12 protein-coding genes, 1 tRNA gene and 2 pseudogenes are annotated in these 20,228 nt (G+C 37.2%); 2 read left to right on the top strand and 13 right to left on the bottom strand.

All coding sequences use genetic code 11. From position 1 onward, the window contains the following. From JCM17102_RS17165 to JCM17102_RS17155, 3 genes are all read right to left on the bottom strand, one after another. Positions 1-741: hypothetical protein (locus JCM17102_RS17165; protein ID WP_033887012.1), on the bottom strand; the 741-nt coding region annotated here is incomplete at its 3' end. Positions 742-867: 126 nt separating this feature from the next. Beyond that, the gene (locus JCM17102_RS28140; RefSeq protein WP_306302485.1) at positions 868-2,016 is read right to left on the bottom strand and encodes a site-specific integrase; all 1,149 of its coding nucleotides are present in this window, start codon (positions 2,014-2,016) and stop codon (positions 868-870) included. Positions 2,017-2,119: 103 nt separating this feature from the next. Further along, positions 2,120-2,192 (bottom strand) — tRNA-Lys (locus JCM17102_RS17155). A 122-nt stretch (positions 2,193-2,314) separates the two neighbouring features. Here JCM17102_RS17155 and ettA point away from each other — a divergent pair. Then, positions 2,315-4,003: an energy-dependent translational throttle protein EttA gene (ettA, locus tag JCM17102_RS17150; protein WP_025076044.1), complete on the top strand. Its 1,689-nt coding sequence runs from the start codon at positions 2,315-2,317 to the stop codon at positions 4,001-4,003. Between the two features lie 214 nt (positions 4,004-4,217). After that, a pseudogene (locus JCM17102_RS24505) lies at positions 4,218-7,602 on the top strand (TonB-dependent receptor). 528 nt (positions 7,603-8,130) lie between these two features. On the opposite strand, the gene JCM17102_RS31875 reads toward JCM17102_RS24505, so the two are convergent. The 10 genes and pseudogenes from JCM17102_RS31875 to JCM17102_RS17090 form a co-directional block, all read right to left on the bottom strand. Continuing rightward, the gene (locus tag JCM17102_RS31875; protein WP_025076043.1) at positions 8,131-9,423 is read right to left on the bottom strand and encodes an endonuclease/exonuclease/phosphatase family protein; all 1,293 of its coding nucleotides are present in this window, start codon (positions 9,421-9,423) and stop codon (positions 8,131-8,133) included. A gap of 120 nt (positions 9,424-9,543) precedes the next feature. Then, a pseudogene (locus tag JCM17102_RS28130) lies at positions 9,544-12,224 on the bottom strand (PAS domain-containing hybrid sensor histidine kinase/response regulator). Between the two features lie 119 nt (positions 12,225-12,343). Next, positions 12,344-13,558, bottom strand: coding sequence for a glycosyltransferase family 2 protein (locus tag JCM17102_RS17125; RefSeq protein ID WP_025076042.1), 1,215 nt, complete (start codon positions 13,556-13,558; stop codon positions 12,344-12,346). A gap of 35 nt (positions 13,559-13,593) precedes the next feature. Next, positions 13,594-13,809: a hypothetical protein gene (locus tag JCM17102_RS17120; protein ID WP_025076041.1), complete on the bottom strand. Its 216-nt coding sequence runs from the start codon at positions 13,807-13,809 to the stop codon at positions 13,594-13,596. Between the two features lie 161 nt (positions 13,810-13,970). Then, the gene (locus JCM17102_RS17115) at positions 13,971-14,822 is read right to left on the bottom strand and encodes a glycosyltransferase family 2 protein (protein ID WP_025076040.1); all 852 of its coding nucleotides are present in this window, start codon (positions 14,820-14,822) and stop codon (positions 13,971-13,973) included. Positions 14,823-14,825: 3 nt separating this feature from the next. Further along, a complete protein-coding gene (locus JCM17102_RS17110; RefSeq protein WP_025076039.1) occupies positions 14,826-15,980 on the bottom strand; it encodes a glycosyltransferase family 4 protein in 1,155 nt (384 codons plus the stop codon). Between the two features lie 9 nt (positions 15,981-15,989). Beyond that, positions 15,990-17,039 (bottom strand): glycosyltransferase family 2 protein, encoded by a 1,050-nt coding sequence (locus JCM17102_RS17105; protein ID WP_025076038.1) that lies wholly within the window; start codon positions 17,037-17,039, stop codon positions 15,990-15,992. Between the two features lie 2 nt (positions 17,040-17,041). Then, complete coding sequence (locus JCM17102_RS17100) at positions 17,042-17,953, bottom strand: SP_1767 family glycosyltransferase (RefSeq protein ID WP_025076037.1); 912 nt, start codon at positions 17,951-17,953, stop codon at positions 17,042-17,044. Continuing rightward, positions 17,950-19,107 carry a glycosyltransferase family 4 protein gene (locus JCM17102_RS17095; RefSeq protein ID WP_033887004.1) on the bottom strand — a complete coding sequence of 386 codons (1,158 nt, stop codon included), beginning with the start codon at positions 19,105-19,107 and terminating at the stop codon, positions 17,950-17,952. Before JCM17102_RS17095 ends, JCM17102_RS17100 begins: the two co-directional genes overlap by 4 nt. Further along, positions 19,104-20,228 carry a glycosyltransferase family protein gene (locus JCM17102_RS17090; RefSeq protein WP_025076035.1) on the bottom strand — a complete coding sequence of 375 codons (1,125 nt, stop codon included), beginning with the start codon at positions 20,226-20,228 and terminating at the stop codon, positions 19,104-19,106. The genes JCM17102_RS17095 and JCM17102_RS17090 overlap by 4 nt, the downstream gene beginning before the upstream one ends.

The raw sequence follows: 20,228 nt of genomic DNA, 5'->3' as shown, positions 1-20,228 counted from the left end.
CTTCTTATAAGATATGTCAAGACTGGACTTGTCTGTAAAGCTGATTTTTGACGATAAGTCATTTCTGATAAAGCCCTCCAAACCTATGTCCTTTAATTGTTTAATCATAGTTTCTCTATCTTGCTCACTATGTCTAATATCGCTGTATGTATTGATAAAATGTTGCAAGGCTGCTTGAAGGATTCTGATTGTGTCCTCCCTTTCAACAACATAGCTTTTCTTGTTGTTCTTCTTTAGGGTGATACTTGTAGCTTCCAATAGGGTAGCATGAAAATAGCTAAAGTCCTCCAATACGGACTTGTTCAATGCAGGTGCGTTTGTGCCAATATCCTCTATAAAGTCATATACGAACAGAAGTAGATACCAAAACTTGCTAACGTCCAACTTATACGCTTCAATGGTATTCTGTAAGTCTTCATTAGTCAGGAACTTCTCTTTGAAAGAATCATCCAGCTTTCTGTATTCTCGTTTTTTGTATTCTTCCAAAGTTCCTTTGAATGTTTTCATTTCTTGGGTTCTCTCGTACCTTTCTTCAACAGACAAGTTTCTTTCCGCATATCTGTTGGCGAATATGGCAGGCGCGGAAGATTCTACGGGTATCATTCCCATATCTGTTTCCGCATAATCGGGCAGGAAGTGGTTGGCTACCTCCCACACATATTCTAAGAGTGGTTCATTTAGACATTTGTAGCTTTCATGCCAAGCCACTTTTAAATCGGGCAGTTCTTCTATCTGATACATAAGTACATTCATATTAGTTATACTGCAAAATAAAAGAAAAGTCTGCAATCTTTTGCGGACTACAGACTTCTTTTTGTTATAGTAGGTTCTTCATTGCATTGCTTATCTGCTCATTATCGAAACTGTCTAAGTAACTTGCGTTATCTTCTCCGAGCTATGCCCTAAAGATTCACTGATAATAGCTGTTGAAACTTCTGCCCGTTTGAGAACTGTCGCATACGAGTGGCGTGCAACGTATGTAGTCAAAGGTATAGGCAGTTCCAACTTTTCACCTATTTCTTTCAGATGCTTGTTTACCTTTGCCAAAACTTTATGCAGTCTGTTTGCTATCTGTATCTCTGTCTTATGGAATGGTGAGAGTACAGGAAACAAGTACGGTGATTTCATATTCTTGTACTTCGCTATTATTTCCATTGCTTCTGCTTGTAATGGTATGCTTATCAGTTTCTTTGTCTTTTCTCTGTTGTAAGTGAGGTGGTTCTCTATTATGTTGGAGTATTTTAGTTTGGCTATATCTATGAAGTTTATACCTGCATTCAAATACGAGAATATAAATATGTCAATAGCAAGGCATTCCATAAGAGAAGTGCCTTTGTATTGCATTACTTTCAGTATGTCCTGCTTATTCAAAGCTCTTTTTGCGGTCTGCTTGTTCAACTTGGAAACTTTATAGGAGTGGAACGGATAACAATCGCTTTTAATCGAATGTTCCGTTATCGCCAGATTAAAGACGGCTCGTAGGTGTCTGATTCGTGTACTTATGGTACTTACTGAAAGATTCTGTTCTTTCATCCATTTCTCATACCGCTTTAGCCAAGCAACATCAATATCAGAGAATGGTATGTCAAGATGCTTGTTGAACTTTATAAAAGACGAATAGGACACTTCAAACATTCCTGCGTATCTGATTCTATTCTCTTTCTGTAAGTTCTGAATATAAGTCAGATAGTATTCACCTACCGTTTTATTGGTAGTGTTGTTTGTGGTAGATTCAATAAGAGTTGTAGCCGTAAAGTCCTTGCCTGCTATTCTTTTATCCAAAGCGGTTTTCTGTATCTCATTGATTTTTTCGCTAATGAGAACGGCTATTCTTTCACGATTCGGACATTTGTCCTTTGGTTGGTTTGTCTTGAAGTCCCATAATTCCGCTTTTATGGATATACCAAGACTTTGAAACTTTCTTTTGCGGTCTTTACAGACGCATAACATCAGAGGATGTTCACCATTACTAAGAGTTTTTGATTTGTAACACAGCACTTTAATTGTTTCGCTCATTCGGTTTTCCGGTTTACACACTGGTTTACACAAACGTAGCAAAATATAGTGTATATAAAGAAAAAAGCAGCTATCTAAATTAGATAACTGCTTGATTTTCAAGTGATCCGCCTGGGGCTCGAACCCAGGACCCCAACATTAAAAGTGTTGTGCTCTACCTGCTGAGCTAGCGAATCAATCCTTTTGCTCTTTCTTTCAAAATGCGGGTGCAAAGGTAGAACATTTTTTTAGAACTCCAAAGCATTTCAAACATTTTTATTACCTTTGTGCGATTATCAACAATATACAATAATAATATATGGCTGACGATAAAAAAATTATTTTCTCAATGGTGGGAGTGAGCAAAGCTTTCCAACCAAATAAAAATGTGTTGAAAGACATTTACCTGTCGTTTTTTTATGGAGCGAAGATCGGTATTATTGGTTTGAATGGTTCCGGTAAATCTACGTTATTAAAGATTATTGCAGGTTTGGAGAAATCCTATCAGGGAGAAGTCGTGTTCTCATCAGGATATTCTGTAGGATATTTGGCGCAAGAACCATATCTGGACAATACTAAAACTGTTAAAGAGATAGTAATGGAAGGTGTACAACCAATCGTTGATGCACTGGCGGAATACGAAGAAATCAATCAAAAATTTGGTTTACCTGAGTACTATGAAGATCAGGATAAAATGGATGCTCTATTTACACGTCAAGGAGAATTGCAGGATATTATTGATGCTACTGATGCTTGGAATTTGGATAGCAAATTGGAACGTGCAATGGATGCACTCCGTTGTCCGCCTGAAGATCAGTTGGCAGAGAATCTTTCTGGAGGTGAACGTCGTCGGGTAGCTCTTTGTCGTTTGTTGTTGCAAAAACCTAATATTTTGTTGCTAGATGAGCCAACCAACCATTTGGATGCTGAATCTATTGATTGGCTTGAGCAATATTTGCAGCAATATGAAGGTACGGTAATTGCCGTAACTCATGACCGTTATTTCCTTGACCACGTAGCTGGATGGATTCTTGAATTGGATAGGGGAGAAGGTATTCCATGGAAAGGAAACTACTCTTCTTGGCTAGAACAAAAGACCAAACGTATGGAGATGGAAGAAAAAACTGTCAGTAAGCGACGTAAAACGTTGGAACGCGAGTTGGAATGGGTGCGTATGGCTCCAAAAGCTCGTCAGGCTAAAGGTAAGGCTCGTCTTAATTCATACGATAAATTATTGAATGAGGATGTAAAAGAGAAGGAAGAAAAACTGGAAATTTTTATTCCGAATGGTCCTCGTTTAGGTAATAAGGTGATTGAAGCTAAGCATGTAGCAAAGGCGTATGGTGAAAAACTGTTGTTTGACGATTTGAACTTTATGCTTCCTCCTAATGGAATTGTTGGAGTAATCGGTCCGAATGGTGCAGGAAAAACGACACTTTTCCGCTTGATTATGGGACTGGAAACAGTAGATAAAGGGGAATTTGAGGTAGGGGAGACTGTGAAAGTAGCTTATGTAGATCAGCAACATAAAGATATAGATCCCAATAAAAGTGTTTATCAAGTGATTTCCGGTGGAAATGAATTGATTCGTATGGGAGGACGTGATATCAATGCGCGTGCATATCTTTCTCGTTTCAATTTTGCAGGAGCAGATCAGGAAAAGCTTTGTGGCGTACTTTCTGGTGGTGAAAGAAATCGTCTGCATCTGGCCATGGCTTTGAAGGAGGAAGGTAATGTGCTATTACTCGACGAACCTACCAATGATATAGACGTAAATACGTTGCGAGCGCTGGAAGAAGGTTTGGAGGATTTTGCAGGTTGTGCAGTTGTTATATCTCATGACCGATGGTTCCTTGACCGTATTTGTACGCATATTCTAGCTTTTGAAGGAGATTCGAATGTATTCTATTTTGAAGGATCATATTCGGAATACGAAGAAAACAAAATGAAACGCTTAGGTAATGAAGAACCGAAACGTGTTCGTTATAGAAAGTTAATGAATGATTAACACGTTGCAATAGTCGGGAAAATAAGACAATCTTTTGTATTTCAGCAGAAAGTCTCTACAAATACTTGTAGAGGCTTTTTTGTTTTGTTTACATTAAAATGTTTATCTCTCTTAATTTATTGTATTACAAATGTAATGTAAATCTAAATAATATTAATTATCTTTGTACTCAGTTTAATGAACAAAACAATTAGTAAAACTAATCAATTACATTATGTTAAAAAGAATGCGATCTTTTCTAGTGGTAGTAATGTTGCTAATTACTGCTACGATGAGTGCGCAGGTTACGACTGCTAGCATGAGTGGTAAAGTGACGGCACAAGATGAACCGATTATTGGAGCAACAATTACTGCTATCCATGAACCTTCTGGAACACGTTACGGCACTGTGACCAATGTCAGTGGACAATTTAATCTTCAAGGTATGCGCACGGGAGGACCCTACAAAGTTGAAATTTCTTACGTAGGTTATCAGGCTGCTATTTACAAGGGAATTAATTTATCTTTGGGAGACAATTATGTATTGAATGTATCTTTGAAGGAAAGTTCAGAATTGTTGGATGAAATTGTAGTTACTGCTACCAGAAATAGTAATATGAAGAGTGACCGTGCAGGTGCTATTACTAATATCGGAGAAGCGCAGATAGCAATGCTTCCTACTGTAAGTCGTAGTATGAATGACGTTATGCGTTTAACTCCTCAGAGTGCAAATACAGGGAACGGTTTTGCTGTAGGCGGTGGTAACTACCGTCAATCGTATGTAACAGTGGATGGTGCTGCTTTTAGCAATACTTTTGGTATCGGTTCTAATTTACCAGGTGGTGGATCTCCTATTTCTCTGGATGCATTGGAACAGATTGCTGTATCTGTTACTCCGTTTGATGTTCGTCAAAGCGGATTTATTGGTGGAGCAATCAATGCAGTTACTAAGAGTGGTACAAATGATTTTTACGGAACTGCCTATACTTTTTTAAATAATGAGAACTTGAAAGGTAATAAAGTAGGTGATTTAGAGTTGGTTCGTGAAAAATCTCAATATTATACTTATGGTGCTAGTTTGGGTGGTGCTATCATTAAAAATAAACTATTCTTCTTTGTGAATGGTGAATATGAAGATAATGTAACAGCAGGTCCTGCTAGTAAAGCACGTGTCAATAGTACGGATGATTGGGGAGCTAATACGGCTAATATTAATCGTCCGACTGTATCGGATATGAATGAAATCCGTAATTATTTTATAGATAAATATAGTTATGATCCGGGACGTTATCAAGGATATTCTATTAAAACTCCTGCCTATAAAGTCGTAGCTCGCTTGGATTGGAACATCAATGATAATAATAAATTGAATTTCCGTTTTACTCGTGCACATTCAAAAGATAATAGTGGGCCTACATCCTCAACATCACCTCTATATGCGTCGGATATTTATCCTGGAGGAACAGTAGATAATATTTCAAAAGGTTCAGGTACTGTCCTTAGTAATGGAGCTTTATATTTTGAAAATTCTCGTTATTTTAAAGAGTACAATTTTACATCGTACGCTTCTGAATGGAACTCTAAATGGTTAGATGGCAGATTGAATAACATGACACGTATGACATATTCTTTTCAGGACGAACCAAGAAGTTATAATGGCGCAGTAGATTTTCCTACTGTTGATATCTTGAAAGATGGTGCTGTGTATGCACGTATTGGCCCTGATATTTTCTCTCCGGGAAACTTGGCTCAAGCAAAAACATTTGTAGCTACAGATGAGATTTCTTATACTACAGGTATCCATAATTTCTTAGCTGGTTTCCAATTCGAATATAATAAAGCGACCAACGGTTTCCAACAAGCAGGTAATGGATTCTATGTATTCAATTCTTGGGAAGGTTTCAAGAATAACGAACTACCTTCTGCATTTGCTATTACACATTCCAATGCAGCTGACTATAGCCAATTTAAGGCTCAAATGAAAACATTGCAATATTCTTTGTATTTACAAGATCAGATGAATATTAGTGATAACTTTAAGTTGATGGCAGGTATACGTTTTGAATTACCTAAATATCCTTCATTAAAGAATAACTATAATGAAGATTTTGCAAAATATGATTTTGGGGGAGTAAGCTATTCTACAGACCAGGTGCCATCGGCGAAGATTTCAGTTTCTCCACGTGTTGGATTTAATTGGGATATCACAGGAGAACGTAAGTTTGTTTTACGTGGGGGTACAGGTATTTATGTTGGTCGTTTACCATTTGTATGGTTGGTTTCTGCAGTGGGTAATTCAAATGTTGGCCAGTATCAATATAAATATTCAGATGTAAATATGGCTACTTTGAAGCCTCATTTTCAGCCTTCTGTATCTGGGGTATTAAATGAATTGTATCCGAATGGCAGGACAACAGATATTGTGGCGCCTATTGATCCGACTATTATAGATAAAGATTTGAAGATGCCATCAACGTGGAAGACATCTTTAGCTTTTGATGTTAAACTTCCGGGTGACATTGATTTCTCTGTAGAAGGTATATTTAATAAGGATATTAATCCTGCTGTGATCTCTAATAAAGTATATAAGCCTTCAGAATCTACAATAACTTTCAGCCCTAATGATACACGAGATGTATATACAAAGTACTCTGATCCATCATGGTTAATGGCCCGAAACAGAATGCTTTTTATATAGAAAATGGCGGTCATAAAGCCTACTATTATTCTTTCACAGCTCAGTTAGCTAAATCGTTTGATTTTGGATTGTATTTATCTGCTGCGTATACTTATTCAAAAGCTAAGTCGTATAATGATGGTATTGGCGACCAGGTTACTTCTTCATATAAGACAAATACCTATTCTGTAAATGGCATTAATGATCATGAAATGGGATATGTACTTACGTTACTCCAAATCGTGTTGTTGCTTCTGCAGGTTATCGTGTAGAATATGCGAAGAAATTTGCTTCTTCTTTATCTCTGATTTATGAAGGAATGAATATGGGATATGCCGGAGGTTATGGTTATTCGCGTTATTCATATACTTTTGCAGGTAATATTGTAGGTGATGGTGGTGCAAACAATTTGCTATATATCCCTGCATCCAGAGAAGAATTGAACGATTGGACATTTGTTGAGAAGACAAAGAATAGTGTCGATGGAAAATATTATGATTATAAGATGGATGGCCAAGTATATACAGCTGATCAACAGAAAGATGATTTTTGGGCATATATCAATCAGGATAGTTATCTGAAGAAACACAAAGGTCAATATGTAGAACGTGGTGGAGCTATTATGCCTTGGCATCATCAGTTAGATTTGAAGTTTATGCAAGATTTTTACATGAATGTAGGTGGCAAACGTCATACGCTTCAATTTGGTGTTGATATCAAGAATTTTTTGAATCTATTGAATTCTGATTGGGGATTATATAAGACAGTGAACAGTTCTAATTTATTGGCATATGATGCATATGGAGAAAAAGGAACAGGAATTGGTAAAGGTTATACATTCCAGAAGAGCAGTGGTAAGAGATTAACAGATACTTATACTCAGTATAAGAACTTTAATTCTACGTACTCTGTTCAGTTTAGTGTTCGTTATATCTTTCATTGATAGTAGCAATTATTTAAAATAAAGGGATGACAAAATAGAATTTTGGAAGTGAAGATCCTATAGATTAAAATCTCTTGAGAACACAATCCTCTTATATTTACTCTTTTCGGTTCATGAAAAGGCTAATATAAGGGGATTGTTATATATAACTATAAGAAATATGTAGTAGATGGGATTGTGTTATAGTCATAATCAACAGTATGTATTAAGATTGATAATCGCTGTCATTTAGCTCTGCTATTTAGTTACGGCAATCAGAATGAAATAAAAATCTTCTCTTGATGATCTTTTGAATGTGTAAAAAAGGAATTAGTACTGCATAGATATCATATTACACTTTTGTTAGAGAACTTTCATTGGAGAAAGAAGTCTTGTCTTCTAATGAGCTATCGAATTTACATTCAAGGATTATGATTGTACCTAATTATTGAATCACTTTAGATGGTTCTTTATCTATTTTAATTGTGTAGTATTGTGACTTATAAGTAACTCAAATACACATGGTCATAAACTGCTTAAAACGATTAATTATTGATTTTGCCATTTCATCTTCATAACTACAGGATTATGATCACTGTAATTAATATCTGGAGAAAAATAATCCACTCCTTCAAACTCCTTAGAATGAAAAATATAGTCGATTCTTAGTAGATGTTTAAAATAGCGGAAAGTGTACATATACCCATGTCCGCAGGTCTGGAAACCATCATTCAGATTTCCTTTTACTGTACGATAAGTATAAGAGGAAGGTAGAGAGTTGAAGTCACCGCAGATAAGAGTAGGATGAGGGGAAACTTTAATTAGTTGATTGATTTGATTAGCTTGGGCAGCACGTTTCTTGAAGTTATTGTGCAGACCATCAGCAAGGGTGATAGCTGCAAGTTCAATTCTTGCAGAGTTATCAGCTTTAAGTTCCTTTTCCAGCTTACGTTTATTACTGCTAACATCAGTGGTTTGCAAGTGATTGTTGAATAGACGGACTGTACGTCCATTGAAGTCGATATCACACCAAAGGCTACAGTTGTTAGACTCAGGGTAGGTGATAAGCTGTTGATCCTTGATAGGATAACGGCTGAACAAAGCGAGCTGAAGAAGATTTTCTCCTTCAGGAGAAGGAGGGATATAATGATAAGGCCATTCTGAAAGTGCTACATAAAGGCTATCTATTCCAAACTCTTTATTGATACCAAATTCCTGAAAACAGAAAATATCCACTCCTAGATTCTTCATGCATTCGGCTATTTGTTTACAGGAATACCCCGTATGTTCCTGATTAAAGCTATCAACGTTGTAAGTTGCTACCGTTAAGAAAGTAGCAACAGAATTTTCATTTATCGAAGTAGCTACTGAGTCAACTTTCTGATCAGATATTTGCGAAATATTAGGATCAGTTTCCACTAAAGTCTCTTGATTAGCTTTCATTTGAATTTCTTGTTCGGATACTATTTGAGTTTTTTGATCATTCCTAATTTGAATTCCCTTACTATTACCTGCTTGATTTCTCTTTTCGACAATCACACTTGTTCTGGGTTTAGCAGCCGAATCAAAGAGAGGGAACTGCAATACACGACTTAAAAATGTCCAATTACCAACAATAGCAATGATTGGGATAAATACCCAGTATCTCCAACGAATAATCCAATAGATGGCCACAATTAGATTCATAAGCAAAAGCATAGGTAATATTAACCCGATGAAAGACAATAACATTGAGTTATCTGGTGGAGTATCTTCAACAAAAGCTCCGGCTAATGTAAAGATTGCAAGAATTCCTGTTAGTATAATCGATATATAATAAAATAATCTGTAAAAAGCTTTCATACTTCCTTTGATTCCTATTTTTTTATTCAATTTATTGTATATACTTATTGCTGTCAAGTTATTGCCCTACTTTGCCCTTTTGCTATCTCTCATTTTTCCTATCTGGTTGTTTCTGATCTTTTAAGTTTGCGGTAGCCACTGCTTTATTATTTCCTTTAACTTGACCTGTGAGATCGGTTTAGCAATAAAGTCATTACATCCAGCTTCTTTAGCAGTTTTCAGATCATGACCATATGCATAAGCACTTTGAGCGATAATGGGTACATCAGATGATAATTCACGAATGATTTTTGTAGCTTCGAATCCGTCCAGATTAGGCATCTTTATATCCATTAAAATGAGGTCTGGTTTTACTTCATCGTACATGGTGACAACTTCTATGCCGTCATGTGCGCGTACAAGCTTATATTGCTTACCTAAGATAGCTTTCAGCAAATCATAGTTACTGTCCATATCCTCAGCAATTAATATGGTAGGCTTAGAAAAAGTCTTTTCTACTTTGTGGGTAGTAGAGGTAGACGATTCACTGTCTACAACAGGATTATTACTATCGGATTGTTGAGACTCATCGGACAATGTAACTATTCCGTTTGGTAACGTCGATGATTCTGTCGAAAGTTGTTCCGCTTCATAAGGTAGATGAAAAGTAAAAGTAGTACCTTTACCTATTTCAGATGTAACTGAAATTTCTCCTCTAAGTCTTTCAATAATCGTTTTACAGATTGACAATCCCAATCCAGTACCCTGAGCATAATTATTCAGTTTAGCGAAGCGTTCGAAAACACGTTCTACTTTACTTGGCTCAATACCCGCTCCAGTATCTGTAACGTGAAAGATAATATGATTATCCTTCTGTTTAAATCCATAACTGATATTTCCTTCTTTCGTGAATTTGAAAGCATTTCCGATCAGATTTGAGATACTTGGAACAGACGGTTCTTGTCCGTCGTTATCATTAACTTCTCGTTTGAAGGTTCGTAAATCAGATCAACCCCCGGAGGAGTGCGGAATACATGAGCGTCGTGTACCTCTTTACAAAGTTTGTGGAGATTTGTAGGACTATAAGTAAATTCTACAATTCCAGATTCAATCTTTGAGAGATCAAGTATCTCATTGATCAATTGCAACAAACGTTCATTATTGGCTTCAACAATTTCATAATATGATTTTCGTTCTGCCCGATCTTCACTTTCGGCGATTAAATGTGAAAATCCGACAATGGCATTTAGTGGAGTACGGATTTCATGGCTCATATTAGCAAGAAAGGCAGACTTTAAATTATCAGATAATTCAGCTTTTTCTTTAGAAGCTTGTAATTCCCGTTTCATCAGTTCCATAGCTGTGATATCCCATTCTATGCTGATGATAATTGAAGAAGTCATGTCGTCACCGTCTACACGTATTTTTCGTTTGTCAAGGATCAGTAAATTTCCATTCTTATCTTTTCCTTCTGTTGTCCAATGAAGCTCTTTTCCGGTAGTGGCAACTTCAATATCTCCTTTTCTTTTCTCTTCAGCTACTTCTAACGGATAGTAGTCGAAGTCATTTTTACCGATAGAATCTCCATTACAAATATCTCGGTTATATGATTCTCGGTTTCGATAGATATAACGAAAATCATTGTTAATATCCTTCACGACGATACCTGCGGGAAGATTGTTGATTGTCGTGTCCATGATTTGATTCAATCGTTTGATTTGTGCCTCATAACGTAACCTTTCAGAAATATCATGGCTGAACGACCAGTAACTTTCCTCTCCTGAATCATTGGTAACATTATACATAATACCCTCGTACGCCAAAATATCCTTATTATTCTTGGAAGGGTTTTGGATGATATAATTGCTTCCTGAAGTCATAATGCTCCTACATCGTTCACGCCACTCCTTCTGTGTACTTATGTCGGCCACCACCTCATAAATTTTCAGCTTACTGATATCCTCATTTTCAGTAATTCCATGATTTTGCATAAATTGGCGGTTGGCAAAGATGAGTGTACCATCTTCTTTAGTGGCGAAGATACTCTCCTTGGCATTATTGATCGCGTGTGTTAAGGTATTGATATCATTTCTGCGACGTTGAGTATCGGTGATATTCTGTATATACCCTTCGATGTTAAAGCTACCATCAGAAAGTCGTTCGTGCGAATATGCTTGGAGTTGCACATAATATATTTCGTTATTATGAAGAATACGGTAGCTAATACTTTCCTGATCTAAATTTTCTATATTTCTTTTGCACCAGTCATTAAAGATACAACGGTCCTCTTCAACGATGGATTGTATATAGTTGTTGAATGAAATGCTTTTTACATCTTCGGTACATAAAATACCGGTATGTCCCATATAATGGAATATATTTTCTCGGGTGTTGTACATCCACTGTCCAATCTGTGCTACCTTCTGTATTTCTCGTAGATTCCTGTTCATTTGTTCTAACAGGCGTTTTACATTGCTACGTTGCGTGATATCGCGATATTGGCACAGTACCATGTCATCGTAGGGGTACATGATACATTTGAAATAATACGTATCATTTGACAATTCTAATTTGAAATTCTTGGTGATACTTCGTTGTTCATTCAATACAGTTTGGAAAATAGGTAGCACCTTCTCCCTTGTATATTTGGGGAGTAATTTAAATATATTTTTGCCAAGTAATTTTTCTTCTTGTAAAAACCACAACTCGCTATGAGTATTGATATCTATGCAAACACCGCCCCGATCAATCAGTAACATCGTATCAGCAGTCAGATTTAATATCCTTTGTGCATTGTTTGCATCATGTAATGTTCTGTTCATGCCCTTTAATTGGATTATAGGAGTTATCTCTCTCGGCAAAGATAATAAAAGAATTGGTCAATTGTTTGTACAATCTATAAAATTATCAATCAATTAGTTGTATTTTCTGATATATTGAGTTAAGACTCTGCTCGTTTTGCTTTTTCCCATGCTCCATTTCCTTTTTTTCGCTTTAGATAACCGATACCTTTTAGTACATTAACGTTCATGAAAAGGAAGTAGTATGGGATGAAAAAAATCTTATTTTTTATTTGTTTGGTAGACAAATAATATCCCCAGTATCCCATTGCATAGAACAGAATCTGTAAAATGAACAGTATCCCGTAGAATACAGGCGCGCTACCAGAAAACAGAAGTACTATATTTAGTGGAAATAATGCGAACAACAAAAATGGGGTAACAGACCATCGTAGTACCCGGTGTGAGGTGTATTGAAAACTGAGAACCCCATACCGGAAGGGATTTAGTAAAGGACGTAAACGAGCGATGGATTGCAATCCACCAGCAGCGATACGTATCTTTCTTTTTTCTTCTTCACGCATATTCGCAGAACCGCTTTCGATGGCGTAGGCATTGGTGCTATAAGCAATAATATATCCTTTCATTGTAATACGGAGGGAAAGGATAAAGTCATCTAATAAAGTATCCGGTTCCATTGGCTCAAAAAGCTCACGACGTACAGCGAACAACTCTCCGGCAGCTCCAACAGCAGAATAAAGTCGTGTATCAAGTGCTTTTAAAGTTGATTCATATTTCCAGTAAATTCCTTCTCCACTAGCAGCAGCTCCATCTTTGCTTTGTACAGCAATGCGTTTTTCTCCTGCTACGCAGCCAACTTTGGGATTTTGAAAAGCGAGTACTATTTCCCGGATTGCTTCACTATTTATCATTGTATTAGCATCGGTGAAAACAACAAAGGGAGTTTTAATAAACGTCATTCCACGTGTCATGGCAGCAGTCTTACCTTGTCGTTTAGATTGAAAGTAGACAGTTGACTTTCCGTTCCATTGGGTTTGTAGGCGGTCGTTGGTTCCATCATTACTACCATCCGTCACCCAAACGATGTGGAGTTTTTCCGCAGGATAATCCAATGCGAGGCTGTTTTTCATTTTCTCATCAACTACATCTTCTTCGTTGAAAGCTGTGATGAAAAGAGTCACCTCCGGTAGATCACTATCTAATGACGGAAGCGAGCGTTTTACTGGTTTTATGAAAAGTTCTTTCAATTTAACAAGAGCGTAGAGTAGAATACCGTAGCCCAGATAAGTGTAGAATACAATGAATAGGGCAAATCCAAAAAGGATTTCGAGACAGAGGATAAAGGTTTTATTCATAGTCATATATAATTTAATATCATGTGTCTTATTATTTAATCCACTTTTTTAATCACTTTTTTATTGAGATATTTTAAAATGTTTGTAAAATAAATGGCATTTTCTTTATTAGTATGGTTAGACTTAACTGCTTCATATCTTTTAACGAAATGTTCTACATATTCAACTAATCGTTTTTGGCAATCTTTATTCATTGTGATACTATTAAAGGTAATGCGTACCTCATTACCGGTATCGTCTTTATTTCCCAAAGAATGAATTGCCAGAATAACATTGGACGGTAAATCTTCATTTTGTAGATGCCTTATATCAAATTATATTTCAAATGTGGTATAGAATTGCAATCCTTATAATTTCTATTCATTATTTGGATATAGTTTGTAACTAATCCATAGTTAATACTATTCAATTACTATTTTATCAGATTAGATTCTTCGTCCTTGTATTCCGACTTTTTAGTAAACAATCCAGTCATCCCTTTTATCGCTTTGATAACACGTACCTGGAAACTATTGAATAATGAACCATCTACACCGACTGTTCCATATCCGGTAATAGCACGAGCTTTCCTGTTACGTACAAAAACGATTCTTCCGTACGTTTTCAATTGCAGTGCCAAATACCCATCCTCTCCACGTTTGATATCCGTACGGATACCCACTTCTTGGGCATAGTCTGTACGATAAGCAAAAACCAATCCTCGCACACTTAGCTCTGGACGCTTGAAAGATTGCAACCATAAATGCATGTCACGAGCTGTTTCATAAAAAGCTAATCCCAATTTAGAGTGTGATTTGTCGGGAACATAACTCCACAATGCACTTACTGCAACAACTCCGGGTTGTTCAAGCATGTCAATCATAGTCTCTACATAATGAGGCGGATACATAGTATCTGAATCAATGTTTATATGATATTTTCCACGTGCATGATTAAGGCCACAAGAACGGGCAAAGCCACAGCTATGTTGAAATTCCGTATAATAAGGTACGCCACACGCTTCAAACACCTCAGCCGTGCGATCTTTTGAATCATTATCCACTCCAATAATTTCTACCGGATACTTACATTTCATTTCACTTAATGACCAGAGACAGGCCAATAGATGCTTTTCCTCATTATATCCTATTAGAGATATAGTAACAAATGGAGATTCGCTTTGTAACTTTTGCAGATTCCTGCGTACCTTACCAATCACGCTTTTCGGAGCATCCGCAAACGGTTTTTCATATACCTCTAAATAAGGTTCATACCACTTAGTCATACATTACTTATTGTTGGTTAGTGATTCGAATAATTGTTGCCATTGGGACATAATGTTTTCAGGTAGATAGCGTTTTATATTCTCTCTTGCCATACGCCCCATTTCTTCACGAACATTTTTCTGCTCTATCATATAATTGATCTTTTCCGCAAATTGCTCTATGTTTCCGTTTTCCACGATCAAGCCATCCTCGCCATTTCTGATAATCTCTTCCGGTCCATGCGGACAATTAAACGAGATGCAGGGCAGACCGCATGACATTGCTTCAAGCAATACAAGACCGAAACCTTCCCAGCGGGAGCTCATAACATAAAAGTCACTCTTCATATATTTATCCAGAATCTGTGGTGTAGGATCATGAAAGTGAATCACCTCATTGAGGTTGTGTTGTGAGACTTGGTGAGTCAGTTTTTCTTTGTCTTCACCTGTTCCGTAAATATCTAGATGCCACTCCGGGTGATGCTCATGTACAATTTTCCAGGCATTAATCAAAAGATCATACCCCTTTTGTTTGGTGAGTCTCCCTACGGTAATCGCTCTGTTTGTCTTAGGATATGGGTTGAGTTTTATAGGATAATGTCCCAGCATATTGGGGATGACCACTGCTTGTTTTACGTTCTTCCAATTCTCTGCATCTCCAGATGTAAGAGCAACCAACACCTGACATTTACTGATTGTTTTATAAACATGATTATCATACAACCTTGCTATAAATCTGCGAATGCTATTAGGAGGAAAATTTTGTTGTTTCTCATTGGATTCTTTGGCAGTGTGAGCTTCAATAATACTAACTGCTCCATTAGCTAAACGGATCATAGCGCTTATTTCAAATAAAGCATAAGTAGTGCAGCATATAACATCTGGTTGAATTTGTTTTAAGCATTTTTTCAGCCGCTTCTTATATTCGTGCTTCATAATGAGCTCTAAGAATCTGTGCTTGATTCGGTCATAACGGGACAAAGTGAAAAAACGTACGTTTAAATCGATATGCTTTACTTTGGGCGAAAGAGGAAAAGGGTGGGGATGATCTCCTTGTTCACAAGTGATAATTGTAATTTCGTTAGAAGTGTGTTCTGCGAAATAATTCATTTTGTCCGTTAGGATACGCTCTGTACCTGCCGTTTTTGCCAATGATTGAAATATGTATACGATTTTCATAATACGTATCTAATTTTTATGTTTTCTATACGTTTTTAGTGCACAAATATATCTTGCCAGTAAAAAAGTAATCATCCACCCCGGTAATAAATTTAAGATATATGTTAGTGTGTTAAACGTTCGATAATTTTTGAGTTTACGAATATCAGAGTAATTCAGAGGATGTTTCAATAACTTTTTGATCTCTGAAGTTTCCAGTCTAGGAACAAACATCTTACGTTTTTCTATGGCAACGGCGGCAGTATCTACACAAAGCTTCATCGTCTTTGTTACTAGATTGTCAAAATACGGTTTTCCAGTCAATTGCTTACATCTCTCTTTGCAATACTCTCTGATCTGTATATGTTCTCTGATTTCTTCACGTGGAATCTCTGTACGGGATTGATAGTTCGAGAGAGAACCTTCCCGTTTGATATATATGTAAGTAATATCTTTTATTAAAATAGCTTTCTTTACTAAAGGGATAAGATCATAATAGAAAAGCAGATCTTCCCAGATAGTGACCGGCTGGAATTTAACGTGCGTACTACGAAGAAAAGATAAGTCATACAGGACATTCCACGTAAAGGAGCGTAGTGTACGATATAAGTTCTGATTGGCAAATTGAGCTAATTGGTCTTCACCGTCGAACCGCATGTCTGATAATATAAAATCCGTTCCACGTTTTTTCTTGTTTTCCCATTCTTCCCGATAAGATGCATAAGTTAATTCCATCTTTTCTCTGTTGGCGGTCCGATATAGTATTTCAATACAATCAGGCGTGATAAGATCATCACTATCTAGAAAGAAAAGGTAGTCTCCTTGCGCTTCGTCAATGGCCGTGTTTCTGGCGACAGCCACTCCCAAATTACAGTCATGTGATACAATACGTATATCTTTTCCCCGTAAATGATTTTCCTGTAACTGTCGGATCGTTTTTACAGAGTCGTCCGTTCCTCGATCATCAATGATAAGGAATTCTATCTCCCGAAAAGTCTGGTTTAGGGCAGACTTCATTGTTTCATTAATATATTTACCGGCGTTGTATAGCGGGATGGCAATCGTTACAAAATACTTCATACTCAGCTTATTTTAGTAATAATTTGTTTGCTATATTCTTCACCTGCGTCGGCAACCTGATTTCCGTCGGCAGTCTCGTTTACATATTTTCGTTCCAGTTTTACTTTTCTTTTGGCTCCCATTCGCCACCATTCGTATTCTACATCTACATGTCCCGCATCAATTGCCTGATAGCCGGCTTGCGACAGATCGTACGCCAATACAGTAGCTGTGGGACCCAGAGCAATAAGAAAAAGAACATCCTTTTCCAACTTTCGGGCTTCGTTTAGGATATCATCGTAGCGGTCGAATGCATCTCTTGGCGGACAAAGAATCCGACGGATACTCCGAACATTGTCAAACAGATCATTACCGACTCCCAACCGACTTTTCTCCCCTTCAATGAACACGATATCTCTGTCATTCCAAATGCCTTTCATAGTACGAAACCAACGTACAGAATCCTCTTTTTGTGCGAAATCCATATAAGGACGTGTGACAAAGGTATTATAGTAAGTTTGTCCCGGAGTGAGGAACTGATCCCAGTAGGAACCGTATAGGAAAAAATGAGTTCTCCAGAACCGGCGGCTTTTCCGATTGTAACGATATAAGTTCTCAAAAACATCAGATATACATACAATGTGCCCTTCTTTATGGCTGGTTAGCACTTCTTTTAATCTCTGAGACAAATGCTGATTTCCTTTCTGAAAACCAATATCTTTGTTCGGATTAGTGAGCAAAAGTTCTCCGTCGCCAAAGCGGCTGACTGAACAATGACTTGTAATAATTTTTTTAATTGTTTCGTCGATAGAAGCAACTTTAGGAATGATATTTTGCCGTTTTTGCAAAATGATATACCAAAAGTTATACCACTCTACTGTGCTGCCATATTTTAATTTGTAGCGAAGTATCTGTATGAGTTGCCGAACATTCATTTTACTGTTTTTTTAAAGAGTTCATCCCAATATGGTATAATATTTTTAATGTAGAAACGTTTGATATTCTGTATGGCATTTTTCCCCATTTCTTTCCGAATATCTTCGTGTTCGATGAGATAACATATCTTTTCTGCTAACTGATCGATATTTCCATTTTCAACGAGCAATCCATTTTCTCCATCCATTATGATGTCACGTGGACCACAGGGGCAGGTAAAAGACACCGGAGGTAAACCGTGCGCCATAGCTTCGCCTAGTACCATTGGCATTCCTTCATATCTTGACGAAAGAACGAATATCGAACTTTCGATCAGTTTGTCGGTTATCTTGTTCGTCGGAGGATTGAGATGACAAGAGTGGCTTATATTTAAATTTTCTGCTAATTGTAAGTAAGACTCCCGTGCTCCATCACCAAAAACTTGTAACTCCCAATCCGGATGGTGTTGGCTTACTTTTTGCCAAGCTTGTAGGAGCAAATCAATTCCTTTTTGGTAGGTATATCTGCCGATAGCTATCACTTTTTTGCTGGTTGAAGAAGAATGCACAGGTATATTATCAAATGAAACCGGATTGTGAATACAGATTACGTTGTTCAGTTCAGTCCAGTTCTCCAGATCTTCATTGGTTAGTACGACAAATGTATCTAGTTTTCTGAGTTGCTTGATGAGTTGTTTCATCCATTGACGTGAGATCATATTACAGATAAAAGCCGGTAGCGGACCTTTGAAAATCCGGTAATTACTTTTATCGAAATGTATTTCTCCTATTTTCTTGCTTCCGTCCTTAATGGAGTTGATAAAGTTTATGTCTTTTCTAAGAAGGGAAACAGTGATATCCGGTCTTAATTCTATCAACTTTTGTGAGAGCATCTTTTTATATCGTCTCATATAAAGCTTATATTTCAAAACCTTTAATGGGAACGGTGTATGGTCGTACATCCTGTAAAAGTTGATATCAAAATTGACTACGTGTACCTTGGAAGATAAGGGATAAAAGAGGGGACGTCCCTTTTCCTCTGTCAGACATATCGTAACATCATATCCTAATACGTCTGCCAGATAACTGGCTTTCAAAGACAGTACCCGCTGCATACCTCCGGGACCATACAGGTCGTCGGTGCAATATACTATTTTAATGGTTGAATTATTCATAGACTGTCTATAACTTTATTCATTTGTACTTTCCATGATAGAGTCTGCTCGATGGATTGCCTGATCTCGTGCGGCGGTATTGATAGTGTTTGTTGGAAACGGATGATTTGTGCTATGTTAAGAGGTGATTCATCTGGTTCTATTTTGAATATATATGGCATTCCTTCAAAATCATCATCTATTTCAGAGTAAACAAACGGGATACCTCGTGCAGCATACTCCCTGTTTTTCAGGGAACGTAAGTGAGTGATCCCGCTTCGGTGTCTTGCAAGACTACCTATTCCTAGCTTACATTGGTCGAAAACAGCATTCAAAGCTTCACCGAACAGGGGGCCGTGAAAAATAACATACTCTTGCAGATTATTTTCGTTTGTTAGACAATGGTAGTTACTTATTACTTCGGGCACTCCTTCACCTACGATGTGTAAAAATACTCGGAGAGGGGGCGTAACATTACTCTGATAATATTCTGCCAATCCACTGATGGCGCGGTCAAAACCATGCCAGGGATGAATAGTAGCAACTGCTATTAGATGCAGCTCATTATCAGAAGGGTGCGGTAGTTGTTTTTTTAAAGGAACAACCTCAAAGTCAATTCCATTGGAAATTTGAATAGTAGGTCGCCCGAAAATAAAAGAATCATTAGAAAAAGTAACAATTTTATTTATATAATGAGCCATGAAGTGTCTGAGGTATTTATCGATCCACAGCACTCGTTGATAACCAAAAGATAACCCTTTATATTCTTGATCATAGGGATAAGTTGGTATTTCTAAAGCAATTTTTATTCCTTTTCTTCGTAGTTTTCGGTAAAGGTTGATCAAGAAGGGAGTCGTATTATGGTCCGACCGTGCATAGACTACTTCTATCCCTTCTTTCATTGCATATCGGTAGACACAATCCAGATTGGTACGCTTTCGTATTTTTCCTTTAATCCCGTTTCCATAATCTTCTATAACCTGATCATCCACCATTCGGCGCTTCCAGTTATCCGTATCGTCCAGCCAACAGATACGTATATCCACTCCACACTCTTTTAGCGCTTTTACTTGATAGCGTATTTTCTTACTGATTCCGTTGGACTCTTCGAAACCGTGAAATATGAGGAAGATTGCTTTCAT

Source organism: Bacteroides faecichinchillae JCM 17102, from assembly GCF_000614145.1.
Lineage (GTDB): Bacteria > Bacteroidota > Bacteroidia > Bacteroidales > Bacteroidaceae > Bacteroides > Bacteroides faecichinchillae.
Note: the sequence above shows the minus strand (reverse complement) of the source record. Positions and strands in the feature narration are given on the sequence as shown.